General features: G+C 43.9%; 22 protein-coding genes. 9 read left to right on the top strand and 13 right to left on the bottom strand.

The window, feature by feature from the left end; genetic code table 11:
- The 6 genes from EAE91_RS09195 to zapG form a co-directional block, all read right to left on the bottom strand.
- Nucleotides 1–559 (bottom strand): PAAR domain-containing protein (locus EAE91_RS09195; RefSeq protein ID WP_214088220.1); only part of this gene is annotated, 559 nt, incomplete at its 3' end.
- Nucleotides 560–580: 21 nt separating this feature from the next.
- Entirely contained in the window at nt 581–1,000 is a 420-nt protein-coding gene (locus EAE91_RS09190) for a DUF1795 domain-containing protein (protein ID WP_214088219.1), read from the bottom strand.
- Between the two features lie 458 nt (nt 1,001–1,458).
- On the bottom strand, nt 1,459–2,520 hold the full coding sequence (gene degS / locus EAE91_RS09185; RefSeq protein WP_214088218.1) for an outer membrane-stress sensor serine endopeptidase DegS: 1,062 nt from the start codon (nt 2,518–2,520) through the stop codon (nt 1,459–1,461).
- 1,253 nt (nt 2,521–3,773) lie between these two features.
- Nucleotides 3,774–4,001: a type II toxin-antitoxin system VapB family antitoxin gene (vapB, locus tag EAE91_RS09180; protein WP_214088230.1), complete on the bottom strand. Its 228-nt coding sequence runs from the start codon at nt 3,999–4,001 to the stop codon at nt 3,774–3,776.
- Between the two features lie 103 nt (nt 4,002–4,104).
- On the bottom strand, nt 4,105–5,481 hold the full coding sequence (gene degQ, locus EAE91_RS09175) for a serine endoprotease DegQ (protein ID WP_214088217.1): 1,377 nt from the start codon (nt 5,479–5,481) through the stop codon (nt 4,105–4,107).
- Nucleotides 5,482–5,726: 245 nt separating this feature from the next.
- The gene (gene zapG, locus EAE91_RS09170; protein ID WP_214088216.1) at nt 5,727–6,131 is read right to left on the bottom strand and encodes a Z-ring associated protein ZapG; all 405 of its coding nucleotides are present in this window, start codon (nt 6,129–6,131) and stop codon (nt 5,727–5,729) included.
- A gap of 343 nt (nt 6,132–6,474) precedes the next feature.
- Between zapG and zapE the strand changes: the two genes are divergently transcribed.
- From zapE to sspB, 5 genes are all read left to right on the top strand, one after another.
- Nucleotides 6,475–7,605, top strand: a complete 1,131-nt coding sequence (gene zapE / locus EAE91_RS09165) for a cell division protein ZapE (RefSeq protein ID WP_214088215.1) — start codon at nt 6,475–6,477, stop codon at nt 7,603–7,605.
- Nucleotides 7,606–7,859: 254 nt separating this feature from the next.
- On the top strand, nt 7,860–8,288 hold the full coding sequence (gene rplM / locus EAE91_RS09160) for a 50S ribosomal protein L13 (RefSeq protein ID WP_011148147.1): 429 nt from the start codon (nt 7,860–7,862) through the stop codon (nt 8,286–8,288).
- Between the two features lie 15 nt (nt 8,289–8,303).
- Nucleotides 8,304–8,696 carry a 30S ribosomal protein S9 gene (gene rpsI / locus EAE91_RS09155; RefSeq protein WP_011148146.1) on the top strand — a complete coding sequence of 131 codons (393 nt, stop codon included), beginning with the start codon at nt 8,304–8,306 and terminating at the stop codon, nt 8,694–8,696.
- A gap of 362 nt (nt 8,697–9,058) precedes the next feature.
- The gene (sspA, locus tag EAE91_RS09150) at nt 9,059–9,700 is read left to right on the top strand and encodes a stringent starvation protein SspA (RefSeq protein ID WP_058589205.1); all 642 of its coding nucleotides are present in this window, start codon (nt 9,059–9,061) and stop codon (nt 9,698–9,700) included.
- Nucleotides 9,701–9,703: 3 nt separating this feature from the next.
- A complete protein-coding gene (sspB, locus tag EAE91_RS09145; RefSeq protein ID WP_214088214.1) occupies nt 9,704–10,219 on the top strand; it encodes a ClpXP protease specificity-enhancing factor in 516 nt (171 codons plus the stop codon).
- Between the two features lie 50 nt (nt 10,220–10,269).
- On the opposite strand, the gene EAE91_RS09140 is transcribed toward sspB, so the two are convergent.
- The 3 genes from EAE91_RS09140 to gltB all read right to left on the bottom strand — a co-directional run bounded on the left by EAE91_RS09140 (nt 10,270) and on the right by gltB (nt 16,900).
- Complete coding sequence (locus tag EAE91_RS09140) at nt 10,270–10,773, bottom strand: hypothetical protein (protein WP_244868746.1); 504 nt, start codon at nt 10,771–10,773, stop codon at nt 10,270–10,272.
- A 241-nt stretch (nt 10,774–11,014) separates the two neighbouring features.
- The gene (locus EAE91_RS09135; RefSeq protein WP_214088213.1) at nt 11,015–12,433 is read right to left on the bottom strand and encodes a glutamate synthase small subunit; all 1,419 of its coding nucleotides are present in this window, start codon (nt 12,431–12,433) and stop codon (nt 11,015–11,017) included.
- Nucleotides 12,434–12,442: 9 nt separating this feature from the next.
- Nucleotides 12,443–16,900: a glutamate synthase large subunit gene (gene gltB, locus EAE91_RS09130; RefSeq protein WP_214088212.1), complete on the bottom strand. Its 4,458-nt coding sequence runs from the start codon at nt 16,898–16,900 to the stop codon at nt 12,443–12,445.
- 744 nt (nt 16,901–17,644) lie between these two features.
- On the opposite strand from gltB, the gene arcB reads away from it, so the two are divergent.
- From arcB to mtgA, 3 genes are all read left to right on the top strand, one after another.
- Nucleotides 17,645–19,990: an aerobic respiration two-component sensor histidine kinase ArcB gene (arcB, locus tag EAE91_RS09125; RefSeq protein WP_214088211.1), complete on the top strand. Its 2,346-nt coding sequence runs from the start codon at nt 17,645–17,647 to the stop codon at nt 19,988–19,990.
- Between the two features lie 237 nt (nt 19,991–20,227).
- On the top strand, nt 20,228–20,881 hold the full coding sequence (gene elbB, locus EAE91_RS09120) for an isoprenoid biosynthesis glyoxalase ElbB (protein ID WP_214088210.1): 654 nt from the start codon (nt 20,228–20,230) through the stop codon (nt 20,879–20,881).
- Between the two features lie 4 nt (nt 20,882–20,885).
- On the top strand, nt 20,886–21,611 hold the full coding sequence (gene mtgA, locus EAE91_RS09115) for a monofunctional biosynthetic peptidoglycan transglycosylase (RefSeq protein ID WP_214088209.1): 726 nt from the start codon (nt 20,886–20,888) through the stop codon (nt 21,609–21,611).
- A 133-nt stretch (nt 21,612–21,744) separates the two neighbouring features.
- Here the strand turns inward: mtgA and dolP are convergent, their stop codons facing one another.
- The 4 genes from dolP to EAE91_RS09095 form a co-directional block, all read right to left on the bottom strand.
- Nucleotides 21,745–22,320 carry a division/outer membrane stress-associated lipid-binding lipoprotein gene (gene dolP / locus EAE91_RS09110; RefSeq protein ID WP_214088208.1) on the bottom strand — a complete coding sequence of 192 codons (576 nt, stop codon included), beginning with the start codon at nt 22,318–22,320 and terminating at the stop codon, nt 21,745–21,747.
- A 10-nt stretch (nt 22,321–22,330) separates the two neighbouring features.
- Nucleotides 22,331–22,921 (bottom strand): DnaA initiator-associating protein DiaA, encoded by a 591-nt coding sequence (diaA, locus tag EAE91_RS09105; RefSeq protein WP_036780324.1) that lies wholly within the window; start codon nt 22,919–22,921, stop codon nt 22,331–22,333.
- A 24-nt stretch (nt 22,922–22,945) separates the two neighbouring features.
- Nucleotides 22,946–23,326 (bottom strand): YraN family protein, encoded by a 381-nt coding sequence (locus EAE91_RS09100; protein ID WP_214088207.1) that lies wholly within the window; start codon nt 23,324–23,326, stop codon nt 22,946–22,948.
- A 76-nt stretch (nt 23,327–23,402) separates the two neighbouring features.
- Nucleotides 23,403–25,145 (bottom strand): penicillin-binding protein activator, encoded by a 1,743-nt coding sequence (locus EAE91_RS09095; RefSeq protein WP_214088206.1) that lies wholly within the window; start codon nt 25,143–25,145, stop codon nt 23,403–23,405.
- 63 nt (nt 25,146–25,208) lie between these two features.
- On the opposite strand from EAE91_RS09095, the gene rsmI reads away from it, so the two are divergent.
- Nucleotides 25,209–26,075: a 16S rRNA (cytidine(1402)-2'-O)-methyltransferase gene (gene rsmI, locus EAE91_RS09090; protein ID WP_214088205.1), complete on the top strand. Its 867-nt coding sequence runs from the start codon at nt 25,209–25,211 to the stop codon at nt 26,073–26,075.
- The last annotated feature ends 36 nt before the right edge of the window (nt 26,076–26,111 follow it).

Here is a 26,111-nt window from a genome sequence, read left to right as displayed (position 1 = left end):
CCGTTTTGGCCCCGGATTTAATGGTGGCCCCACACGCCAGTTTGTCATCCACCCGGGCCGCCGGCGAGCCGTTGATAAACACGGTTTCACTGCCCTGGGCAATCAGGGGCGGTGCCGGGTGTTTACTGCAAACGGCGATATCGGTGGTGGCTCTGGCCGCCGGTTTGCCTTCGATAAAGACATTGGGCGAGCCACTCGTCAGGCTGCCGCTCGGCGGGCCGATGCTGTCCACCATGTTCGTGACGGCCGAGCTGGCGGCGCTGATGACATCACCCAGGGCAAAGGTGGCCGCGGTTCCCAGAGCAATGACCGCGACGGTGGCCAGCCCGCCGGTAAGGATAGTCAGCCCCACCAGTGCCGACGCCGCGGCAAAGACCGCCGCGCCTATCAGTGCGCCGGTAATGGCACCTGCCAGCGCCCCCAGGAAGCTGGCATGTTTAATCGGGTCGCCCTCACGGGCGGCGGCCGGACCGGGAGAGCCCTGTGGCGGGGAGACGTGCACCGCGTGCTGCGCCCCCACCCGCGCTATCCGGGTGACGATTTCATCACCAAGTGACATGGTGTTCCTCCTGTCAGGTCATCAGGCCGCCTGAAAACTGTGGACAACCGCCAGCAGGGTATCACGCTGGCCGTCTTCAAAAGGCGCGGGGGAGGTCAGGTTGAAGGTCAGCAGCCGCGGGCCCCGGATTTGCAGTATCACAGTCTGGTACATGTCGCCTTCCGGGCTTGTCCACTGGTAATCCAGCCGGCGGGCGGGTTGCTGGCTGAGGGTGATTTCGCTGCGCTGATGCTCCTGGTACCCGGGCAGATGGGTGCAAAACTGTTCCAGGGTCTGTTCATAGTAAGCGTGGTTATCCATGCCGGCGGGAACCGGGGTGCGGCTGACCACCAGATTAATGCCGCTGTCGTCCGGCAGCACGAAGACATGCATGGATTCATCCCGCCAGTTGTCCGGGATAACCAGTGAGCCTTCATTCATCTGATAGGGTGTGTTTTTCATGTTTTATTCCGTTGTTGATTAAAACAGGTTGTCATGTTCCAGTGAATTCACCTGGTGTGGTCAGCTAACAACAAGATGAGATGTTAACTGAACGCATTATCAGGCCAGGAGAGCAGCTCATAAGCTCCCCAAGGGTTAAAGAGCCTCGGGCAAGTTTCGTCAGAACTATCTATAAAGCTATAAAGGCACCAGCAGTCTGTGGCTGATAGTCTTATTGATAACCTGTATGAACAGGCAACGTCGGGAATATTCGATTACGGCTTAAGAGTATCGTGAAGATAGCTAATCAGTCGTTTTATGTGTTTAATATCCACTCAGGAACATATAATAAAAAATTCCTGTTGTCCCGCCTGTTTGAGTGATGAACATTTGATTAACTTAATAAATGTGACATAAATCCCAAATTTTTTAACCAGTTGCGTTCACCAAAAATCCGATTTAAGTGAAGTTCAGGTTAATTAATATTCATCAAATTCTTCAATGGTCACTTGCAGCGATAATATTTTCCCATTGCGCAATAAAGTGACAGGAACCACGCTGCCGGGGCGTATTTCAGCGACTTGATCCATTGTTTCAACCGCGGAAATGGCGGGTTTGTTATTGACACTGGTAATGATATCACCCACTTTAATACCGGCTTTTTGCGCAGGCCCGTTTGTAGTTACCTGAAATACTCGTAGCCCTTGAAGCTGGTTAATATTGCCGTTAGAAGAGCGAATATGTGGCAGCTCTTGTGACGTTATGCCGATAAAACCTCGGATAACCCGTCCGTCACGGATAAGTTTCTGCATAATCTTAGTGGCGAGCTCAGTCGGAATAGCAAACCCCAACCCTTCTGGCGTTTCACCATTTTCACTTTTATCGAATGATAATGTATTGATACCTACTAGCTCGCCAAGGGTATTAATCAAAGCTCCGCCAGAGTTACCCTGATTAATGGAAGCATCGGTCTGGAGGAAGTTTTGACGGCGGGTAGGGCTTAATCCAACGCGACCGGTAGCGCTAATAATCCCTTGAGTAATGGTTTGTCCCAAGTTGTAAGGGTTACCAATGGCTAAAACGATATCTCCCACATGTGCGACTCTATTTGGATTAATCGTTATGACAGGCAGGTTCTCGGCGTCAATTTTCAGAACAGCAAGATCCGTTAAGCTATCAGAACCTATGACCAGAGCTTCATAAAAATGACCGTCTTGCAGAGCAACAATAATTTGTCCTGCATTATTAATGACGTGTTTATTGGTAAGAATGTAGCCCTTATCACTCATGATGACGCCAGAGCCAAGGGTATGGTTTTCCCGGCCTTGATGAGAAAAACTCCCCATGTTGCTGCTGTAGACGTTAACCACGGCGGGTGCTGCTCTACGGACACCTTTATTAAAGCTGAATGGAACTTCGTCATTGCTGTTACTGGTAATTACAGATGTCAGCCCGCTAGGGCGCAGTGATGGAATGGTAATCAGTAAAATTACAGCTATGAGTAATCCTAAAAAAGCAGAGCGCAGCAACTTGGCAATCATGGGTATTATTCAGTGTGAGTTAATGAGTCATGGCAGGATAACATAGAAATTAACAGACACCGCATTATGCTGTATCTCAGATTGCTGACTTTTAGCGCTTCGATTATCACTATTGAGTTTTCATTAATAATAAAACGAAAAAATTTGTATTGATGGTTTGTATGGGTATTAAACTCTTTTTTATCACATTTTGCTAAAACCGGAGGGATTTTAATGCTGTTTTTACTGTCTTTAACTTTTCGTTTTAGCGCTTTTTATTTACTTCGTAACGTTCAGATTCACCCAGGTTAAATCATGTGGGTTTTCTTTTTTCATGTGATTTGAAAGCAAGGAGTGACAGAGATTTTCACTCATTCAGGTAAGATGAGATACGCTTTTCCGCATATGATAAAACAGTAGTTAAAAGATCCGTTTATGGTCTGTCAGTGTGGTTTTAAAGTCTGAAAAAAATAGTAAGCGTATTATGAAAAAATAGGTAAAAACTTTAATCATTAAAGGTGAAAATAAGTGATTAGGATTTTTTAAAAATGGGTAAAAATTCGATGCTATACTAATATTGGAAGAGAAAACATCAGGGAAAAGCGGTCTTAAATTGATTAACCAAATGACAGTATTAATCTAATAATAAGAGTAAAAACATTTAACAGGATTAATCGTATTAAGTTAATTGTCTTAATACAGAGTGAATAAAGGTGGTCTATTCCTTAAGTGATTGTTTAAAAACAAGAATACAGAGTTAGAGATTTTATATAAAAGGAAAAGTCGGATTTAACTCAATAGATACGCTTTTTATAAAGACAGTTAACTGTTTTTAATAAAAGTCCATTAGCTATTAACAGAAAGTTGAAAAGCAATCAGCAGGAAAAAGAATATTACTCGGGATGTTGATGTTAAAGTGTTTTCTAACCGTTATTTTACTAATCAGGTTATAAAAATAACCCAATTATAAGAGGGATAGAACGGTTAATGTGGTAGGGTTTAACTTCTAAACAAGGAGTTGATTATCCGAAAAAATATTAATGGGGTATCTTTTAATCATCATGGCATATCATATTTTACATTTGACCAACGTTAATTATACCCGCTTTTATCTTTGCTGATGTTGTTTATTCTCAATCCTAAGAGATTTCTATCGGTCATCACTCTTTGTTTTATCGGTACTTAATAAAAATCAGGTATTAAAAGGAGTAAAAACAACAGCTAAAACCTGATGCCGATTAAAATCAGAGGTTAAAACAATGGCTTATATTTTTTTATAACTTAACGCGTCCTTCTTCCACAATATCCAGTCGTTCGATTAAAAAGCCAGAGTCAGTTTTTTCTTGTTGTAAAAAGGAATTCCAACTGGGTTTAATCGGTCGCAGAATAATGATATCGCCTTCACGAATAATTTCCAATTCGTTCACTCCCTCGAAATCGAGGTCGCGAGGTAAACGTACAGCGCGGTTATTACCGCTTTTAATCTCATATGAATCCTCCAGAAAAACTATTTACAAGACCACCCGCGCGAGGGATATCAGCGATTTTAAGACACAGCATTGCGCTGTGCCTTAAATGGTATTGGATTGATTTTTACTAAAAGTATTAATTTCTCAGTAACAGATAGATACTCTCTTCACCGCGAAGAATATTCAGCGCTATGACTGGCGGTTTAGAATCAATAACTTTGCGCAGTTCATTAATATTCTGTATCCGTTCATTATTGATCCCAACAATCAGGTCATTTTTCTGTAAGCCAGATAACGCCGCCGGTGAATTTTGAGCAACACTATCGATTTTCACACCGTAAGTTCCTTTCACTTCACCATTGCTCAGGGTTGCACCTTGCAGGGCAAGAGTCAGATTTCCGGCTTTGGTTGTTTGACCTTCACTGTTTTCTAGCGTAACCGAAACCTCCATTGGCTGACCTTTACGCAATAAGCCAATTTTAATTTCTTTACCTGGTATCGTTGTGCCGATTTTGGCTTTCAGCTCAGCAAAGCTACTAATCTTCTTACCATCAACGGAAACAAGAATGTCGCCGGATTTAATACCTGCTTTCGCTGCTGCGGATTTTGGTAATACTTCACTGACAAATGCCCCGCGCTGAGCATCGATATTGAATGCCTTGGCGATATCGGAATTCATTTCCATGCCTTTAATACCAAGAATACCGCGCTTGACTTCACCATGAGCGATAAGCTGCTCACTCAAGGTTTTTGCCATATTACTTGGGATGGCAAAGCCGATACCGATGTTACCGCCACCTGGAGCCAGAATAGCGGTATTGATGCCGATTAATTCACCGTTCAAATTAACCAGTGCGCCACCGGAGTTGCCACGGTTAATGGAAGCATCCGTTTGGATGAAATTTTCTAACCCTTCCAGGTTGAGACCGCTACGCCCTAACGCAGAGATAATGCCGGAGGTTGCAGTTTGACCAAGACCGAATGGGTTACCAACCGCAACAGCAAAATCACCAACTCGGAGCTTATCAGAATCGGCCATAGTAATTGCAGTTAAATTCTTCGCATCTTTCAGTTGCAGTAAGGCGATATCCGTCTGAGGATCGCGGCCTAATAATCTGGCTTCATATTCACGTCCATCATTCAATTGGACACGGATTTTATCTGCATTCTCAATAACGTGATTGTTGGTTAATATATAACCTTTGGCGGCGTCAATGATGACACCTGAGCCAAGCCCTTGGAATGGCCGGGTACTTTCACGGCCCATTGGTAGATTTGGACCAAAGAAGAATCTGAATTCTTCAGGTATACTCTGTTCCTGTTGTACTTGCGTACCGGAAACATGCACGCTGACAACGGCTGGTAGAACTTTCTCAAGCATCGGTGCGAGGCTTGGTAGCGTCTGACCGGCGATAGCAGCAGGTAAAGCAGCACTACTGATAGTAGGGACTGAAATTGTAGACAATCCGATACTGATTGCTAACGCACTAAGGAATAAATGTTTTCTTTTCATCTAATTTTGTTCTCTTTGTATACCTAAGCCAGAAGGCCAATGAAGTTAATTCCGGCAAGCAGCCATGATTACTCTATGACTGTTGATTATTAAATAAAGTTCATCGAGCAAACAGATTTTGCACAATTCTTTACAGGTATTTACATGATTGAGAAACCAAAAAACAAAACTTGCGGGTAGAGAATAGATTTTACATCTGAATTAATGCTGTGGCACAAAACATGCCACAGCAAAAGCAAAAATTTTTACTGGTCTTTTTCATTCATCGGACGGAACAGGCCGGAAGCACCATCGGAATAATCTTTTGGTGGCATTTTAACCGGAGCTTGATCATTATCCGCTTCTGATTCAGTCAATCGATAATTAAATGGATTGTCTTGTATTGGCATATTCGGCATCAGCTCATGAGAGCTTTTAGCCATATGCTGATATAACTGACGATAATCGCGAGCCATATTGTCGAGTAATTCTGCACTGCGGGCAAAATGACCAACTAATTCTTTACGGTACTCTTCCAGTTCTGATTTATTATTCTCCAGTTCTGTTTGTAAGGCTTTCTGCTGGCGTAGCTTAGTGTTACCAAAGCGCATAACTAGCGCTCCGGTAACAAAACCAACTACCAATCCAATCAGTGCATACTCCCAAGTCATAGCTACTCCTTCATCAACATCGTTGTTCCGCAGAATGTTTCACTTAATTATCGTCACTATAACCGTTAATCTAGTTAGAGTGGAATATTGATCATGATTTACATTTGTTTGTATACCCGTCATCTTTCAAATTGCCTCTTTGTTGGCTGCGCTCGCTCACCCCGGTCACATAGTTTGCTATGCTCCCGGGGATTCACTCCCTTGCCGCCGCGACGCATCTTGAAATCCATAGGGTATAGATCTTATTGTGGACCTTATTGTAGACAATTGATCCGGTAATAAGGTCAATCTGAATCATAAAAACGATAAAAAACGGGCGATTATTTTAAGGATTGTTATTGTCATGCCATCATTGATTACCCCTTCATCATACTATCAAAAAACCCTTTCTGAGGGTAAATACCAACCAGATGAGGTTCAGCGTCAAGTCGTTGCTCAATTGGATACCATTCATCATGCCCTGATTCATGCCTCTCCCGGTAATCCTGTGAGACGCCAAAGCTTGAAAGGGCGTCTGAGTAAACTGTTAGGAAAGCCGACTTCAAGGAGCTGTTCGCCTGTTCAAGGGCTTTATATGTGGGGAGGTGTTGGTAGAGGGAAAACTTGGTTAATGGATATGTTTTACCAAAGTTTACCCAGCGAAAGAAAATTACGTTTGCATTTCCATCGTTTTATGCTACGGGTGCATGAAGAGTTAAAGGCATTGCAAGGGCGTGAAAATCCTCTGGATATTGTGGCGGATGGTTTTAAAGCAGAAACAGATGTGCTTTGCTTTGATGAGTTTTTCGTCTCCGATATTACCGATGCTATGATTCTCGGTACATTGTTGGAGGCGCTGTTTGTCAGGGGGATTACCTTGATTGCAACGTCTAATATCCCTCCAGATGAACTCTATCGCAATGGTTTACAGCGAGCTCGCTTTTTGCCTGCTATTGAGCAGATCAAAAAATATTGTAACGTTATGAATGTGGATTCGGGGATTGACTATCGGTTGCGCACATTGACACAGGCTCATCTCTATTTCGCGCCGCTGAATGAAGATAATGAACGAGCGATGGATCGGATGTTTATTCTTTTGGCCGGTAACCGCAGTGAACAAGCTTCGGTGTTGGAAATTAACCATCGGCAGATGCCTGCGATTCGTAATGCTGATGGTGTATTGGCAATTGGATTTAAAGTTTTGTGTGAAGATGCGCGTAGTCAGATGGATTACATTGTTTTATCAAAACTTTATCACACGGTTTTGTTATATCAGGTTCCAGCAATAATGCCGGGTAATGAAAATGCCGCTCGTCGTTTCCTGGCACTGGTTGATGAGTTTTACGAACGCCGGGTCAAACTGATCATTAATGCGGCGGTGCCGATGGAGCAAATTTATCAAGGGGTGCTGTTGACTTTTGAATATCAGCGGTGCTTATCTCGTTTGCAAGAGATGCAAAGCGAAGAGTATCTGAAATTACCTCATTTACCTTAATTTTGTGTTTACCCGTATATTTCAGATTTAAAACTGATTTTAAATATTCAAATTGGGGTCGATTTTTATTTTTGACTTCTCTATAATCTTGCGACCCCACGTTACAGCAATGTTTTTTTTCCCAAAAACTTGCAATGGTGCCGGCATAGGCTATTCGAAGGGGTAGGTTTGCTGGACAAGAGTCGTGTGAACCTCGGCAAGTTTCTGAACCGTGAGTGTTCACCAACGTGTAACTTATTATTGGGTAAGCTTTAATGAAAACTTTTACAGCTAAACCAGAAACCGTAAAACGCGACTGGTATGTTGTTGACGCAGATGGCAAAACTTTAGGCCGTCTTGCAACTGAAGTGGCTCGTCGTCTGCGCGGCAAGCATAAAGCGGAATACACTCCGCATGTTGATACCGGTGATTACATCATCATCGTTAATGCAGAAAAAGTTGCAGTCACCGGCAACAAGCGTTCTGATAAAATCTATTATCACCACACCGGTCATATCGGTGGTATCAAGCAAGCGACCTTTGAAGAGATGATTGCTCGCCGTCCTGAGCGTGTAATTGAAATCGCGGTTAAAGGCATGCTGCCAAAAGGGCCACTGGGCCGTGCAATGTACCGTAAACTGAAAGTTTATGCAGGTAGCGAGCACAACCATGCGGCACAGCAACCGCAAGTTCTGGACATTTAATCGGGATTATAGGCAATGGCTGAAAATCAATACTACGGCACTGGTCGCCGCAAAAGCTCTTCCGCACGTGTCTTTATTAAGCCAGGTAGCGGTAATATCGTCATCAACAAACGCAGCCTTGAAGTTTACTTTGGCCGTGAAACAGCGCGCATGGTTGTTCGTCAGCCGCTGGAGTTGGTTGATATGTTGGGTAAACTGGATCTGTACATCACCGTTAAAGGTGGTGGTATTTCTGGTCAAGCAGGTGCAATCCGTCACGGTATCACCCGCGCACTGATGGCGTATGACGAAACTCTGCGTTCTGATCTTCGTAAAGCTGGCTTCGTTACCCGCGATGCTCGTGAAGTTGAACGTAAGAAAGTTGGTCTGCGTAAAGCACGTCGTCGTCCACAGTTCTCCAAGCGTTAATTTTTTGTCTTTATGGCAATTATTTAATGTGCAAACCCGCCTTTGCGGCGGGTTTTTTACTTAATTATCCATACACTTCCCCCAAAATGTACAAAATCTGGTAAACTAGTGCCAATTTTTGCCTCATCCATTTGTCTGCCGACTATCTGAACGATAGTAACTGTGTTGAAACGGTAATAATTGCGTTGAAACAGTAAATTGTTTGAAACGGTAAATTGTTTGGAACGGTAAATTGTGTTGAGTGGCGCATTCCGTATTCACCGTTGCGGCGCAGAAACATAAGGGGTGAGAATGAATGAGTAAGAATAGTCGTGGTCATGTGGGGCTATTCATTCTTTTTTTAGATAAACTTGGAGGTTTTCATGGCTGTCGCTGCCAACAAACGTTCGGTAATGACTCTGTTTTCAGGCCCGGCCGACATTTTTAGCCATCAAGTGCGAATTGTATTGGCGGAAAAAGGTGTCAGTGTTGAAGTTGAACAGGTTGAGGCAGGTAACCTGCCACAGGACCTTATCGATCTGAACCCTTATCAGACAGTTCCGACTTTGGTTGATCGTGAGCTGACGCTATATGATTCCCGCATCATTATGGAATATCTGGATGAACGTTTTCCTCATCCGCCATTAATGCCTGTATATCCGGTTGCCCGTGGGTCTAGCCGTTTGATGATGCACCGCATCGAAAAAGACTGGTACTCCCTGATGCATACTATCGAGGAAGGCAATTCTCAAGAAGCCAATACTGCCCGTAAACGATTAGCAGAAGAGTTGCTAGCAGTGGCACCAATATTTAAAGAGATGCCATTCTTTATGAGCGAAGAATTCAGCTTGGTTGATTGTTATCTTGCTCCTTTACTATGGCGTTTACCGGTATTGGGTATAGAGTTACCGAGTTCTGGCACTAAAGATTTACAAATTTACATGCAGCGTGTCTTTGAGCGTGATGCATTCTTGGCTTCATTAACCGAAGCTGAACGTGAAATGCGTTTGCAATCCAGGAGCTGATTTATGGAGCTGTCTCAAATGTCTCCCCGTCGTCCTTATTTGTTGCGTGCTCACTACGAGTGGTTACTCGATAATGATATGACTCCGCATCTGGTTATAGATGTGACTTTACGTGGAGTTAATGTACCAATGGAATATGCTCGCGATGGGCAAATTGTGCTGAATATAGCGCCGAGAGCTGTTGGTAATCTTGAGTTAACCAATGATGAAGTACGCTTCAATGCCCGTTTTGGCGGCGTTTCCCGTCGGGTTAATGTACCGATGGCGGCAGTTATTGCGATTTATGGCCGTGAAAATGGGGCGGGAATGATGTTTGAGCCTGAAGCAGCTTATAAAGATGAATATCTTTTTAAATCCGCTTCAGATCAGGATAAGGCTGGTACCTCTGCATCTGCGGCAGATAATCTGGTATTAGTTACGGATACATTGCCCGATGCTGAAGATGATAGTGGAACTTCACCTGATGATGAGCCACCGAAGCCGACGAGAGGGCGTCCTGCTTTACGGGTAGTAAAATAAGCGTTAAAAGAGGGGGCGGTTTGCCTCCTTATTTTTTTCAAATTCATTGATTAGAATTCTGTATTGTAGGCTTTTTCCAACTCCCAGAAACAATATTCAGCTCTGTCTTTAGCTTCGTTATCTGTGATAGCGCCTAAGCTCTTTTTGACCTTATCCACAAACTCTATTTTATTCTTTTTGGTTCCCAGTTCTGCCGGAATTGTACAAATATCAGTCAATGATATATTGTGTGCTTTATCTGCGTTAGCAAGGACCTCAACAGGATTATTAATTAATGCCAAGGATAATGCGTAGCGTATCTCTTTAGCAAAATCTAGGTGCATGCTTTGCGTTAATTTGAAAGCCAGTTTTATCCATTTACTGTCACCGGTAGTAATGTTGTGAGCAATCTCTTGCCTGGCACCCATTTCACCTAATTCTGCCACTACAGAGTTGGTACCTCTGTTTATAATTTCTTTAGTGATATCTTCGGGTGTCAAGGGCTGTGATAAAGCAAGAGCTGTGTGACTGATAAACAGCATTGGAGATAATAGAGTTAGGTTTTTAATTAGCATAATTAATATTTCCAGTATTTATAGTTGAATAAGCATCGTGATATTTGTGTCGGTTAATTAGAATGTTTTATTTAAAACCCATATTAATGAGAATGAATATTCCAAAATATTATGTATGACAGTAATAAGTGTGGAATGTTCATTAAATTCACTTACTTTTTCGTGTAAAGGTAATTCAATTAATATAAGTTATCGAACTGATAATAGAAAGAGACGGGAGCTGAAAAGCTCCCTTGGTTGATTAGATATTTAGATAATCAAGAATGCCTTGTGCGGCTTTACGCCCCTCGGCAATTGCGGTTACAACGAGATCTGAGCCACGAACAGCATCGCCACCAGCAAATATCTGCGGATTGCTAGTTTGAAAGGGAATGTCTGAGTACTCTGGTGCGACAATGCGCCCTTGTTTATCCAAGGTTACTTGATGATTGCTTAGCCAGTTCATGGTATGTGGTTTAAAGCCGAATGCCATGATCACTGCATCGGCCTTAAGCAGGTGTTCCGAGCCTGCGATAATTTCAGCTTGGCGACGTCCATTTTCATCAGGTTGACCTAATTGAGTCCGTACCATTTTTATGCCACAAACTTGACCTGAATGATTGATTTCAATACTAACCGGTTGCAGATTAAACAGAAATTCTACGCCTTCTTCCTTGGAATTTTTGACTTCGCGCTGGGAGCCTGGCATGTTGATTTCGTCACGACGATAAGCACAAGTAACCGAAGCTGCTTTTTGGCGAATCGAGGTTCTGACACAATCCATTGCAGTATCACCGCCACCAAGCACCACGACCCGCTTACCTTGCATATTGATGAAAGGTTGTGATTGTAGAGCGGGATACCCCATCAAATGCCGGGTATTGGCGGTCAGAAATGGCAGAGCATCATAAACACCATCAGCATCTTCATTTACCAGTCCTCCACGCATTGACTGATAGGTTCCTACACCAAGGAATACCGCATCAAACTGTTCAGTCAGTTCAGATAAGGCAATATCTTTGCCTATTTCAGTATTGAGCCGGAATTCAATTCCCATCTCAGAGAAAATTTCACGGCGGCGTATCATGACCTCTTTTTCCAGTTTAAACGCTGGTATGCCAAAGGTGAGTAATCCACCGATTTCCGGGTGACGATCAAAAACAACGGCTTGTACGCCATTACGGGTCAATACATCAGCACAAGCTAGTCCCGCAGGGCCTGCACCAATAATCGCAACCTGTTTGCCCGTGGGCTGAACTTGTGACATATCGGGCTTCCAGCCCATAGCAATCGCTTTATCATTGATGTAGCGCTCAATATTACCAATGGTTACGGCACCGAACTCATCATTCAGAGTACAAGCGCCTTCACAGAGGCGATCCTGTGGGCAAACACGGCCACAAACTTCCGGCAGGCTGTTTGTTTGATGGGATAAATCAGCCGCTTCCATAATACGTCCTTCATTGGCAAGTTTAAGCCAGTTGGGAATGTAGTTATGAACGGGACATTTCCATTCGCAATAAGGGTTACCGCAAGAGAGGCAGCGATCGGCCTGTGTCTGTGCCTGAATTGCTGAAAATGGCTCATAGATTTCCACAAATTCTATTTTGCGGATTTTCAGCGGCTTTTTAGGCGGATCGACGCGTTGTAAGTCGATAAACTGATATACATTCTGGCTCATCTTGGCTCCTTATTGCGCTTGAATTCGCAATTCTGCGGAAGAACGACTGCGATGTCCCAGTAGGGCTTTCACATCACTGGATTTGGGTTTCACAAGCGCGAATTTGCTCAGCCACTGTTGCCAGTTAGCAAGAATATCTTCACCGCGCTGGGAGCCGGTCAGGAGGACGTGCTCAGTGATAAGTCCTCTCAAGTGTTCTTCGTGGATAGCTAAGGTAGCTACTGCCAGTACTTCGACTAACTCTGGGTTAACCCGTTTGCGGAAATCATCATTTTCATCCAAGACATAAGCAAAGCCTCCAGTCATTCCGGCACCAAAATTTATTCCGGTGCGTCCGAGAATACAGACGATACCTCCTGTCATATATTCACAGCCATTATCTCCGATACCTTCTACAACCGTAATCGCCCCTGAATTACGAACGGCGAAGCGTTCTCCTGCTCGCCCGGCAGCAAACAGTTTGCCTCCGGTTGCGCCGTAGAGACATGTGTTGCCGATGATGGTCGCCTGATGGCTTTTGAAGGCAGAACCCACCGGCGGGTGTATGACAATGCGGCCGCCAGCCATACCTTTACCGACATAATCATTGGCATCACCGATAAGTGTCAGCTCCAGACCGCCGGCATTCCAGACACCAAAACTTTGACCGGCAGTACCATTGAAATGAATTTTTATTGGCGCTGTGGCGACTCCCTGATTACCATATCGAGCAGCGATAAAACCGGAAAGGGAAGCGCCCACTGAACGATCGGTATTACGGATATCGAAGTAGAAAGTTTTACTTTGTTGGTTCTCAATATAGCTAGCGGCTTGAGCCAGTAAGTTTTTATTCAGGGCCCCATTATCGAATGGTGGATTGTTTTCGGTGCAATATAATGTTTTGCCCTGATGGGGTTCTGCGGTTGCCAAGAGCGGATCAAGATTTAGTTTGCTCTGTTTTGCTGAAATACCTTCCAGTACTTCAAGCAGGTCAGTTCGGCCTATTAAATCAGTTAGCTTTTTGACACCCAATGCAGCCATAATCTCTCTGGTTTCACGGGCGATAAAGCGGAAATAATTCATTACCCGCTCAGGTAATCCGTGGTAGTGGTCGCGACGTAATTTCTCATCCTGAGTGGCAACCCCGGTTGCACAATTATTGAGATGGCAAATACGCAGATATTTGCATCCAAGGGCAACCATCGGCCCAGTACCGAAGCCGAAACTTTCAGCGCCAAGAATGGCCGCTTTAATAATATCTACGCCGGTTTTCAACCCGCCATCAACTTGTAAGCGGATCTTATGGCGTAATCCATTAGCAACTAGCGCTTGTTGGGTTTCCACCAGCCCCAATTCCCACGGGCACCCGGCATACTTCACCGATGACAATGGGCTGGCACCGGTACCGCCATCATAACCTGCGATAGTAATTAAATCGGCATAAGCTTTGGCAACGCCGGTGGCGACAGTGCCAACGCCGGGTTCTGAAACCAGTTTTACTGAGATCAGCGCATTAGGGTTGATCTGTTTTAGATCGAAAATCAACTGAGCCAAATCTTCAATAGAGTAAATATCGTGATGCGGTGGTGGCGAAATAAGTGTTACACCGGGGACGGAATAACGCAGTTTTGCAATATACGGTGTGACCTTATCACCCGGTAATTGCCCGCCTTCTCCGGGTTTAGCGCCTTGCGCGACTTTAATCTGAATCACATCAGCGTTGACCAGATAAGCAGGCGTTACGCCGAATCGACCGGAAGCAACTTGTTTGATACGGGAAACTTTGTTTGTGCCATAACGGGCGGGATCTTCTCCACCTTCGCCGGAGTTGGAAAAACCACCTAGCGTATTCATAGCTTCCGCCAGAGCTTCGTGTGCTTCGGGGCTTAATGCTCCAATCGACATCGCTGCGGTATCAAAGCGTTTAAACAGCTCTTCGGCAGGTTCCACTTCTTCAATAGGCTGGGGTTCAGCTTCTGTTTTTATCGCCAGTAAATCACGGATGGTGGTAATTGGGCGTTGATTAACCAGACGAGAATATTTTAAGTAATCGTTATATTCACCACTATGAACCGCAGCCTGTAAGGTGCTGACAACATCCGGGTTATAAGCGTGGTATTCGCCGTTATGAACATATTTCAGCAATCCGCCCTGATCCAGTGGTTGACGAGCAAGCCAGGCACGTTTGGATAAGTTTCGCAGATCTTGCTCAAAATCGCTGAAATTAGCACCGCCAATTCGGCTGACGACGCCATTGAAGCAAAATTCAGTTAATTCGGAATGTAAGCCAACAGCTTCAAATAGTTTAGAGCAGCGATAGGAGGCGATAGTCGAGATGCCCATTTTCGACATGATTTTATATAACCCTTTATTGATACCATTGCGGTAGTTGAGCATGACATCAGCATAAGGTTTGTTAATTGTGCCATTATCGACCATTTTGGCCAGTGATTCATAAGCCAGGTAGGGATAGATCGCTGTTGCACCAAATCCCAGTAGTACAGTGAAATGGTGTGGATCACGGGCACTTGCTGTTTCTATTATCAGGTTGGTATCACAGCGTAGGTTTTTTTCTACCAAACGGTGTTGAATAGCGCCAACCGCCATAGGCGCAGGTATAGGTAACTTCTCCGGCGTAATGTTGCGGTCAGATAATACCAACAATACCGCACCATCTCTGGCGAGTTGTTCAGCTTGGTCACACAATGCAAACAGGGCATTTTGCAAATTGGTTTCTTGTGGGTTGAAAGTTAGATCTAATCGTTCCGCGCGATAATGTGGGCTTTGCTGCGTTATTAACTGATGAAAATCAGAGTAGAGCAGAATAGGGGATTTAAAACTTAATCGGTGTGCCTGCCCCTCTGCTTCACAAAATACGTTCATCTCCCGCCCAATGCAGGTGGTGAGAGACATAACATGAGCTTCGCGTAGTGGGTCGATTGGCGGATTAGTGACTTGAGCGAATTGCTGACGGAAATAGTCATAAATAATCCGTGGACGGCTGGAAAGGACGGCAAACGGTGTATCATCCCCCATTGAGCCGGTTGCTTCCTGACCATTTTCTCCCAAGACACGGATGATTTGATCTAGCTCTTCGTTGCTGTAGGCAAATTGTTTGTGATAGACCGCTAAGGATTGATCGTTCAGATCACGGTGACCAGCTTGATCTTCCAGTAATTCTTCAAATGGGGTCAGGCGCTTGACGTTTTTATCCATCCATTCTTTATAGGGATGGCGGCTTTTCAAGTCATTGTCTGTTTCTTCCGCATGAAGGATGCGGCCTTGACGGGTATCAATCACGATAAGTTCACCGGGACCAACGCGCCCTTTTTCCACTACTTCGTCCGGTTGATAATCCCAGATGCCGACTTCGGAAGCACAGGTGATCAGCTTATCTTTGGTGATAACATAGCGAGCCGGGCGCAAGCCATTACGATCCAGATTACAGGCAGCGTAGCGTCCATCTGACATAACGATACCCGCGGGACCATCCCACGGCTCCATGTGCATGGAGTTGAAATCAAAAAAAGCCCGCAGATCTTCATCCATATCAGGATTGTTTTGCCATGCGGGAGGAACCAGCAATCGCATAGCACGGATTAAATCCATTCCGCCGTTGAGAAACAGCTCCAGCATGTTATCCAGCGAGCTGGAATCTGACCCGGTTTCATTGACAAAAGGGGCTGCCGTTTGCAGATCGGGAATAAGCGGTGTTTTGAACTTATAGGCTCTTGCTCGTGCCCACTGGCGGTTACCGGTGATGGTGTTTATTTCACCGTTATGGGCAAGATAACGGAAAGGTTGTGCCAATGGCCAGCGTGGGACAGTATTGGTTGAGAAGCGCTGGTGGAATAGGCAAATTGCCGATTCCAAGCGTAAATCAGCCAGATCGGGATAGAAACGGGGCAAATCTGCCGCCATGCACAGCCCTTTATAGATAGTCACCAGATTGGACAAACTGCAAACATAAAAATCGTTGTCGTTAATGCGTTTTTCTATGCGGCGGCGAGCAACGAACAAACGGCGTTCTAAATCACGTGCACGCCAACCTGCTGGAGCATTAACAAAAATCTGTTCGATACGGGGGAGGCTTGAAAGGGCTATTTCGCCCAGAATATCACTGTTTATGGGGACTTCACGCCAGCCAACGACTGACAGAGTTTCATTTTGTAGCTCTTGTTCGACGATTTCCCGGCAGTTTTGTGCAATCTGAGGATTTTGGCTGAGAAATAGCATTCCGACGGCGTAATTACGGGCTAAATGCCACTCTTGCTCCTGTGCAACCATCCGAAAAAAACGGTCAGGTTTTTGCAACAATAAACCACAACCATCACCGGTTTTGCCATCTGCCAGGATTGCTCCACGATGTTGCATTCTTGCTAAGGCATGGATAGCAGTACGTACTACTTTGTGGCTTGGCTCCCCTTCAATATGGGCTATCAATCCAAAGCCACAGTTATCCTTTTCTTGAGATTTGTTATATAGCATATGAACCTCCCGAGGTTCTGTCCGACTCTCACAGAAACTCACAGACATTTGTGAGATTAATATTTTTACTGGCGTCTGAATTGCGCCCTCAATCAACCACCACTTGTTTATTTGTGATAAACAGGTGGTGACTTAAATGATATTGTGCCACTGCATAATTATGGTGCAGATGAGAATCTGACAGATGATTTCCAGTGACTTTCCAAGTTAACTAGAAATATAAATCAGGTCAAATATCACCGGGATAAGATAGGGATAGGTGATAAGTAAAGTTAATATTATGATTTATAAGTTAAAAATTAATATTGGATGTTGTGTGATATAGATCATGTTAGGATTTTAATGTGATTTATATCACTAATATTAGTGTAATATCTGTTTTATATATGCTGTTAAATGTTTATTTATTAGATTTAAAATCTTTCTAATGTAAACTTCTGAGAATTAATGTGTATTTTTGTTTCTTTATAAGAATAAAGTTTTATCTTTTTGGGGGTATTAGAGGAGTAAAAAAGAATTTTATGCTTATCTTATCAATGTATTTGATTATTTATTCATGTTTGGATTGTGCGAAAAGACCGGCAGAGGTAAAAAGCCAGAATAATATTTGGGAAGTCATAACTAAAACTATTAAATAATACTATTGTTTTACCAGGTCAACAATTTCTATTATTCCTTCAACGAAGTGTCCGGTCTTTTACGGTATGATCTGGAATGGTCATATTTAACGGGAGTCTCTATGAAATGAAGCTGCTCAGGGGCCTGGCCCAATATTATGTTGATTTAATGATGAAATTGGGGTTAGTGCGCTTTTCGTTACTGCTTGCATCCGCATTGGTTGTTCTTGCTATGGGTGTACAGATGGTAGTCACTTTTCTGCTTCAAGGAGGAGTGCAAAGTATTGATTTGGTTCGCTCGATCTTTTTTGGTTTGTTGATTACGCCTTGGGCTGTCTATTTTCTTTCGGTTGTTGTTGAACAGCTTGAAGAGTCCCGCCAACGATTATCCAAGTTAGTTGAAAAGTTGGAAGTTATGCGTCAGCGTGATCGGGAACTTAATCAGCAATTAAAAGACAACATTATCAAGCTTAATCAGGAGATCTCTGTAAGGGAAAAAGCTGAACAGGCGCATCTGATATTGTTGGATAAACTCAAAGAAGAGATGAAGCATCGTGAGCAGACGCAGATTGAGTTGGAACAACAATCGGTATTGTTGAAATCTTTTCTCGATGCTTCTCCTGATTTGGTCTACTACCGTAATGAAAATAATGAGTTTTCTGGTTGTAACCGGGCGATGGAGTTGCTGACGGGGAAAAGCCAGAAACAACTTGTCGGGCTGACACCAAACGATGTTTATGACAAAGAAGTTGCCCGCAAGGTGATGAAAACCGATGAAAAAGTGTTCCGTCATAATGTTGCACTCACTTATGAACAGTGGCTGGTTTATCCCGATGGTCGAAAAGCTTGTTTTGAGCTTCGGAAAGTCCCTTTTTATGATCGGGTGGGAAAAAGACACGGGCTTATGGGTTTTGGGCGCGATATAACGGAACGTAAGCGCTATCAGGACGCTTTGGAGAATGCCAGTAGGGATAAGACTACTTTTATTTCAACGATTAGCCATGAGCTTCGTACGCCTTTAAATGGCATTGTTGGTTTGAGCCGCATTCTGCTCGATACTGAGTTGACGTCTGAGCAAAATAACTATCTGAAAACGATTCATGTCAGTGCGATCACGCTTGGTAATATTTTCAATGATATTATTGAAATGGATAAAATTGAACGGCGTAAAGTACAGATTGATAATCAGCCAATTGATTTTACCGGTTTTATATCCGATCTAGAAAACCTCTCTGGGCTGCTGGTGCAACCGAAAGATATTAAATTTGTAATGAATCCAGAACTGCCACTACCTGCCAGAATCATGACGGATGGTACTCGCTTGCGCCAAATTCTGTGGAACTTGATTGGCAATGCGGTGAAATTTACGCAAAAAGGGGAGATTAATGTTCGGATCTGGTACGAAGAGGGGGAGCGCCTGCTGTTTGAAGTCACAGATACGGGGATTGGTATCCCATATGATGAGCAAGAGAAGATTTTTGCGATGTATTATCAAGTGAAAGGCAGTCATGGTGGTTGTCCGGCAACGGGAACCGGTATTGGATTGGCGGTATCCAAGCGTTTAGCTCAAAGTATGGGAGGGGATATTGTGGTGGAAAGTGAGCCGGGACAAGGTTCTCGATTTACACTGTCTATCATTGCGCCTGCTATGGAGGAGAGTCTTTTATGCAAAGAAGATATAGAAGATTGCCCACTTCCGGCTTTGCATATCTTATTGGTAGAAGATATTGAACTGAATGTGATTGTTGCTCGCTCTGTACTGGAGAAATTGGGTAACAGCGTGGAAGTCGCCATGAATGGTAAAGAGGCGCTAGAAATGTTTAACCCAGAAGAATTCGATCTGGTATTGCTGGATATTCAGCTACCCGATATGACTGGATTAGATATTGCCCGTGAATTATGTCAGCGATATGCCAAAAAAGATCTGCCCCCACTGATTGCACTGACGGCAAATGTCTTAAAAGACAAAAAAGAGTATCTGGATGCAGGTATGAATGGTGTGTTAAGTAAGCCCCTTTCTGTGAATGCATTAACCGCCATTATTGAACAATATTGGGGGGAACAATCTGTGCGTCATATTCAGCCGGAAGAAGAGGAGTCAGGATTGATGAAAAAAGATGAAGATTTACTTGATACAGACATGCTAAATCAATACATCGAGCTTGTTGGGCCTCAGTTGATTGGCAATAGTCTGAGTGTGTTTGAAAAGATGATGCCGGGTTACTTGTCTGTTCTTGACTCGAACATGACAGCTAAAGACCAAAAAGGCATTACGGAGGAAGCACATAAGATAAAAGGTGCGGCGGGATCGGTTGGATTACGTCATTTACAGCAACTGGCTCAGCAGATTCAATCACCTGATTTACCTGCATGGTGGGACAATGTTCAGGAATGGGTTGATGAGTTAAAGCAAGAATGGAGAAACGATACAGAAATTTTAAGAGAATGGTTGGCGGACGCTGAAAAAAAATAACCCCAACCGAGGTTGGGGTGCGCGAATACTGCGCCAACACCAGGGAAAACTTTTTACACGCCTATTTAATAGATCTTTGGTTACGGCGAGTAAATGGGGAATTCTCCGTACATCATACAAGTACCAACATAGCAAAGATAAGATTTTTTGTTACAAGATTCATTAAAATCTGTGATGAAGATTGGTGTTTAACCCCCTAAAGGGTTAAGCAATAATCTACTACAAATGGAGTGAGGTATGAAATCAGTTGCGGTTGTCTTAAGTGGATGTGGTGTCTTCGATGGTAGCGAAATTCATGAGTCAGTATTAACTATGCTTTCTTTAGACCGTTTAGGTGTTAAAACGAGCTTTTTTGCGCCTGACGTACCACAACTTCATGTTATTAATCATATTAACGGCGAAGAAATGGGGGAAGAACGTAACGTCCTACAGGAGTCTGCCCGTATTTCGAGGGGAAAAATTAAGCCTTTATCACAAGCAAATGCAGATGAATTTGATGCCCTGATAATTCCTGGGGGATTTGGTGTGGCGAAGAATTTATGTGACTTTGCTGTTAAGACAGTTGATTGCGAAATAAATAAGGATTTATTAAGTTTGGTAAGGGCTATGCATCAGCAACATAAACCAATGGGATTTATGTGTATTGCACCTGTTATGTTGCCAAAACTACTTAATAAACCGGTGAAATTAACGATCGGCAATGATCCTGAAACGGTTGCTCAAGTAGAAGCAATGGGCGGTGTCCATATAGTTTGTGAGGTAAATGATGTTGTTGTTGATTTAGAAAGCAAAATTGTGACAACACCAGCCTACATGCTTGCTGAATCTATTTCTCAGGCAGAAGTGGGAATTGATAAACTTGTCAGAAAAGTATTGGAAATGACTGAGTAACTGGATGCGAAATCCTTTTCAATTTTTATGGTACTGGCTTAAAAAAATCGTAATCTCAGTTACTATCTTATGGATAGTTTCTGTTGTTGCATTTTCATTTTTGCCAGTGCCGTTTTCTATGGTTATGGTTGAGCGCCAGATTAGCGCCTGGTTATCGGTTAATTTTTCTTATGTATCTCGTTCTGACTGGGTAGGGCAAGGACAAATGTCGCCAAATATCGCATTGGCGGTTATTGCTGCGGAAGATCAAAAATTCCCACAGCATTGGGGATTTGACTTTGATGCTATCGAAAGTGTACTTGCGCGTAACCAAAATAATTCTGGCAGACTCAGAGGAGCTTCAACGATTTCTCAGCAAACGGCTAAAAATTTATTTTTGTGGGATGGACGTAGCTGGTTAAGAAAAGGGTTGGAAGCCGGGATGACTTTTGTCATTGAACTGGGATGGTCAAAAAGTAGAATTCTGACTGTTTACCTTAACATAGCAGAATTTGGTGATGGAATTTTTGGTGTTGAAGAGGCATCCAGACACTATTTTCATAAATCAGCCAGTAAATTGACGGCATCAGAAGCGGCTTTACTTGCTGCTGTATTGCCTAATCCACACCGCTATAAAGTTAACGCACCCTCGGCTTATGTTTTACAGCGTCAACAATGGATTTTGCGGCAAATGCGGTTGTTGGGCGGGGTGAGTTATCTTGAAAAAAATGGGTTAATGAAAAATGATTGAGGGAGGAAGCAGGAAGTTATTCGGTTTGACGTTGGATGATAAAAAGAGGTAAAACGCCGACGCCAAAAAATGACGCGGCCTAATACCTGGATGTTTGACAGATTTATCGTGTCATCATCTTCAATCAATATGGTTAATTCAGATAAGTGAATGCGGTTGTTACCCGTTTAACACCGTTGGTTTCGCTTGCGATTTTCGCTGCGGCGCTACCTTCTTGTTTGGTCAGAATGCCCAGTAAAAAGACTTCGCCGTTTTCCGTAACGACTTTGATGTTAGAAGATTTAACTGAGTCACTAGCCAAGATTTTTGAGCGTACTTTAGTTGTAATCCAGGTATCTTTAGAAGCCGTGCTTAATGCAACAGGTTTCCCCTGACGAATTTCATTGTAAACAGTGTGTGCTCCATCAACCCGCGATGCTATCTGTTTAGCTCGGTCTGAAAGGTTTGTGTCTAGGCTTTGACCTGTCAGTAAAACTTTTCCTTGATAGGCGGTGGTAATAATACGGGTTTGCTCTTTGAGCTGCTTATTTTTGTTAAGTGCATTACTGACACGGGCTTCGAGAGTACTATCATCAACCTGTTGACCAATTGTTCGGGGATCGGTTGCTGTTTTCGTCGCTACGGCGGCAGAGCCTACCACGACGGCACCAATACATCCCTGCAACATCACAGCAGTACAAATCGTGGCTAATAGGGAGAAAAATCGCATTATTGGCTCCTTAGTCATCCTGATGGGGAAAGAGTGTATTATCGATTAAGTCACATAAGCAGTTAACTGTTAGCATATGAACTTCTTGAATTCTGGCACTGCGATGAGATGGAATACGAATCTCTACATCTTGTGGCCCGAGTAAGCCGGCAAGCTCGCCACCATCGTAGCCTGTAAGGGCGACAATCGTCATATCGCGGGTTACAGCGGCTTCAACGGCTTTAACAATATCACGGCTATTACCATGCGTGGAAATCGCCAATAACACATCGCCAGGCTGACCTAATGCCCGTACCTGTTTAGCATAAATTTCATCATGCTGTTTATTGCTTGAAATTGCAGTGATAACCACATTGTCTGCGTTAAGCGACAACGCAGGCAAGCTTGGACGTTCAGTCTCAAACCGGTTGATCATATTGGCTGCAAACCGTTGGGCGGTTGCGGCTGAGCCGCCATTACCACAGCAAAGAATTTTGTTACCATTCAGTAATGACTGAACCATCATCATTGCAGCTCGCGAAATAGCATCAGGTAATGCTTCCGCGGCTGCGATCTGAGTTTGAATACTTTCTGTAAAACAGACTTTAATTCTATCCAGCACGTTTATAACCTACTCAGTATCATTTTAACGAGTGAACTCATTTTGATTGAAGGCGTTTTGCAACCATTCAAATTGTTGACCAGTAATAGCACAAATATCAAAGCGACAAGAAGAAGTTTCAAAACATTCATCCCGTTGCAACAACCATATTGCGGCAGCGTGTAATAATTTTTTACGCTTACTATGGGTGACTGTCACCAATGCATCTCCATATTGTCCTGATTTGCGAAAACGGACTTCAATAAAGACCCAAGTTTGCTTGTCTTTCATAATCAGGTCAATTTCACCACCGCGAACTTTCACATTTTCGGCGATAAAAGATAATCCTTGTTTTTGTAAAAACAACTTTGCCTGCGCTTCATAGTTGCGTCCCAGCAAATAACTTGTCAGCTTTTTTATTTTCATTCAGCTTTTTCTTTTCATTCTGAAATGCGTCATTTGAATTGAAAGGCCGCTTGGTGACAAGCGGCAAATTACTTAATTAAATAGCCGTGATTTGGCCTTGATGATATTTCATCCATGAGAGCTGGCGGAAAATGGTGCAGTTTTCCTGAACGGACAGCGCCCCGGAAGCCCCATTGAGATGGAAATCACTTTGAAGTTGAACCTGACTGAATTGATTTGCTAATGACCAGGCATCAATGCCCATAGCGTAAAGGCGCATCAAAGAGTAATCATTTGCAAATTTACTGGCTGCTTGCTGCATCAGTGGCAGGTTAGCTCCGGCGATTAAGGGAATGTCACTGAATTGCATTCCTTCCATCTCCAGGCGGAAATCGGGGCCAACGCCAGCCTGATTACTGCGGGAACTTGCGTAAAGGGCGGGCTTATTGCGGGAACTGATTGCCATATCAATCATTGTCTTAATCAGCGTCAGTTCATCTAGGGTAGAAACAATATAAACTGCATCTACTGGGCCGCCGGTAGAGGCAGGAACGACGTCGGTGTTTATCTGAGGGATTTCCAGATTACCAATGGCGATGGATGTAGGTTGATTGCTTGTGACATTGACGGCTGTTCCGGTTAGGCGGATACCCGTACCCCTATTAATTAATTGTTTCAGTTCGGCGGAAGAGCCAAAGGTTTGTTGCAGAACAGTATGTCCCCCTTGTTTTTGCCATTCCTGTGCAAAGGCATTGGCAATACGGTCACCAAAAGTCCCTCTGGGGACTAAAATCAGAGGATTCTGTTTCTGTTGCTGCCAAATGTGTTCCGCGGCATTTTTCGCTTCATCTTCTGGTGATAAAGAAAAATAGCAGATATTGGGCTGTGGTTGAGCATTATCTAACTCATTGAGTACTAGCATATTTAATGAAGTATTTATCTGAGCGAGTTTAACCACGTCGGGTTTGAGTAACGGCCCGACAATTAAATTCATGCCGTCCTGTTTAGCTTGAATTAATAAATTTTCCAATGGCTGGCTTGCCGTATCATAGATTTTGACCTGTTGTGTATTAATCGGCGCGTTGGCTATGACCGGTGTTGTCTGAATAGTTGGTGCTGCTGATTCTGCGGGTACCACTTCACTGGGGGAGATATCGGTAGAAACCACGCCATTTGATGTACTATCGCTGTCTGCTATAGATAAATTTCCCGGGCTTTCTGTTGGCAATGATGGACTAGGTAAACCGGCCTGAGCATCAAGAAAACCTTGGCGAATGGCTTCACCGAATACTTTTGCTTGACCACTTAATGGCAGGAACAGAGCAAGATGGATATTCGTATCTTGCTGTTGGATGGCTGTCGATTGTAACTGAGTTGGGAGTGACAGTGTGGCAGGGTTTTGTGGATAACGAATTTTCCAGTCATGGATAGCCGCCTGTAGTTTGTCAGAGTCCGGTTTGTTATCCTGATAGGCACTGAGTAAGTCCAGCCAGCCTTGCAGAACATTTTCATCAGCGTTGATGACTAACCCACGGCGTTCTTGTGGTGAAAGACGGGTCAGCATTTGCCAGGTATCATCAATATTTTTTTGATGAGCCGCACTCTCTTTCAGAAGTGGTTCCTGAGCGATATAAGCACGGATAACATCAAGAGAAGGTTCGCCATGAGCGGCATCAATGATAGATTGATAACGGGCGATTTCTGTACTGATTTTGTCCTGAGTTTGCGAAGGTTGTTGCCCCTGTTGGTCAGGCGCGGTACATCCTGCGATGATCATAACTGCCAGCATAGCTGAACAGACTAAACCAGTTTTGATACGCACAAAAATTGAGGAAAGCATACTGTATCCAGCGATGTTTTTTTCAAAGATGCTCAATTTTAAATCGGCCATTCGGATGAAACAATGAATCAACCTAATCGAGCAGTGGTTACGACATCCACGCTATATGTTGTGCCAACCCCCATTGGAAACCTGGGTGATATCACTCAGCGTGCGCTTGAAGTTCTTGAGCATGTCGATCTGATTGCTGCCGAAGATACGCGACATACTGGCTTGTTGCTTCAACATTTTGCCATTAATGCGCGCATGTTCGCACTTCACGATCATAATGAACAGCAGAAAGCAGATCAATTAATTACAAAACTTCAACAAGGGCAAAGTATTGCATTAGTCTCTGATGCAGGAACGCCCCTGATTAATGATCCTGGTTATCATGTGGTTCGCCGTTGCCGTGAAGTCGGTATTCATGTTGTCCCACTTCCGGGGCCTTGTGCGGCGATAACCGCCTTGTCTGCTGCGGGTTTGCCATCAGATCGTTTCTGTTACGAAGGATTTTTGCCCGCAAAACGTAAAAGCCGGAGTGATACTTTGCGGGCTTTGGAAAAGGAGGCGCGCACATTAATCTTTTATGAATCCACTCATCGTCTGATCGATAGTTTGGAAGATATGGTTGAAGTGTGGGGAGCTGAACGTTACGTCGTTCTGGCGCGGGAATTGACAAAGACTTGGGAATCCATTCAGGGGATGCCGGTAGGTGAGCTTTTGGCGTGGGTTAAGGAAGATGAAACCCGTCGCCGTGGTGAAATGGTATTGATCGTTGAAGGCTATAAAAAACTGGATGATGATGTTTTGCCTCCAGAGGCATTAAGAACGCTGGCGCTGCTTCAACAAGAATTGCCATTGAAAAAAGCGGCTGCATTGGCGGCAGAGATTCATGGTGTGAAGAAAAATGCACTTTATCGTCATGGATTGGGGCAGAGTGAAGAATAATGGTAATTGCTGATAAACAGGACAGATAGTCAGTAA

It is taken from the genome of Photorhabdus noenieputensis (assembly GCF_018448935.1).
Classification (GTDB): domain Bacteria; phylum Pseudomonadota; class Gammaproteobacteria; order Enterobacterales; family Enterobacteriaceae; genus Photorhabdus; species Photorhabdus noenieputensis.
The sequence above is the reverse complement of the archived record's forward strand: the minus strand, read 5'-3'. Positions and strand labels throughout refer to the sequence as shown.

Excerpts from the sequence above, each read along its gene's own strand:
- zapE (WP_214088215.1), top strand. The coding sequence starts at position 6,475 with ATGCCATCATTGATTACCCCTTCATCATACTATCAAAAAACCCTTTCT.
- rpsI (WP_011148146.1), top strand. The coding sequence starts at position 8,304 with ATGGCTGAAAATCAATACTACGGCACTGGTCGCCGCAAAAGCTCTTCC.
- degQ (WP_214088217.1), bottom strand. The coding sequence starts at position 5,481 with ATGAAAAGAAAACATTTATTCCTTAGTGCGTTAGCAATCAGTATCGGA.
- mtgA (WP_214088209.1), top strand. The coding sequence starts at position 20,886 with ATGCGAAATCCTTTTCAATTTTTATGGTACTGGCTTAAAAAAATCGTA.
- sspA (WP_058589205.1), top strand. The coding sequence starts at position 9,059 with ATGGCTGTCGCTGCCAACAAACGTTCGGTAATGACTCTGTTTTCAGGC.
- EAE91_RS09100 (WP_214088207.1), bottom strand. The coding sequence starts at position 23,326 with ATGAAAATAAAAAAGCTGACAAGTTATTTGCTGGGACGCAACTATGAA.
- sspB (WP_214088214.1), top strand. The coding sequence starts at position 9,704 with ATGGAGCTGTCTCAAATGTCTCCCCGTCGTCCTTATTTGTTGCGTGCT.
- elbB (WP_214088210.1), top strand. The coding sequence starts at position 20,228 with ATGAAATCAGTTGCGGTTGTCTTAAGTGGATGTGGTGTCTTCGATGGT.
- EAE91_RS09140 (WP_244868746.1), bottom strand. The coding sequence starts at position 10,773 with ATGCTAATTAAAAACCTAACTCTATTATCTCCAATGCTGTTTATCAGT.
- rsmI (WP_214088205.1), top strand. The coding sequence starts at position 25,209 with ATGAATCAACCTAATCGAGCAGTGGTTACGACATCCACGCTATATGTT.
- arcB (WP_214088211.1), top strand. The coding sequence starts at position 17,645 with ATGAAGCTGCTCAGGGGCCTGGCCCAATATTATGTTGATTTAATGATG.
- rplM (WP_011148147.1), top strand. The coding sequence starts at position 7,860 with ATGAAAACTTTTACAGCTAAACCAGAAACCGTAAAACGCGACTGGTAT.
- gltB (WP_214088212.1), bottom strand. The coding sequence starts at position 16,900 with ATGCTATATAACAAATCTCAAGAAAAGGATAACTGTGGCTTTGGATTG.
- EAE91_RS09135 (WP_214088213.1), bottom strand. The coding sequence starts at position 12,433 with ATGAGCCAGAATGTATATCAGTTTATCGACTTACAACGCGTCGATCCG.
- degS (WP_214088218.1), bottom strand. The coding sequence starts at position 2,520 with ATGATTGCCAAGTTGCTGCGCTCTGCTTTTTTAGGATTACTCATAGCT.
- EAE91_RS09190 (WP_214088219.1), bottom strand. The coding sequence starts at position 1,000 with ATGAAAAACACACCCTATCAGATGAATGAAGGCTCACTGGTTATCCCG.
- EAE91_RS09095 (WP_214088206.1), bottom strand. The coding sequence starts at position 25,145 with ATGCTTTCCTCAATTTTTGTGCGTATCAAAACTGGTTTAGTCTGTTCA.
- dolP (WP_214088208.1), bottom strand. The coding sequence starts at position 22,320 with ATGCGATTTTTCTCCCTATTAGCCACGATTTGTACTGCTGTGATGTTG.
- zapG (WP_214088216.1), bottom strand. The coding sequence starts at position 6,131 with ATGACTTGGGAGTATGCACTGATTGGATTGGTAGTTGGTTTTGTTACC.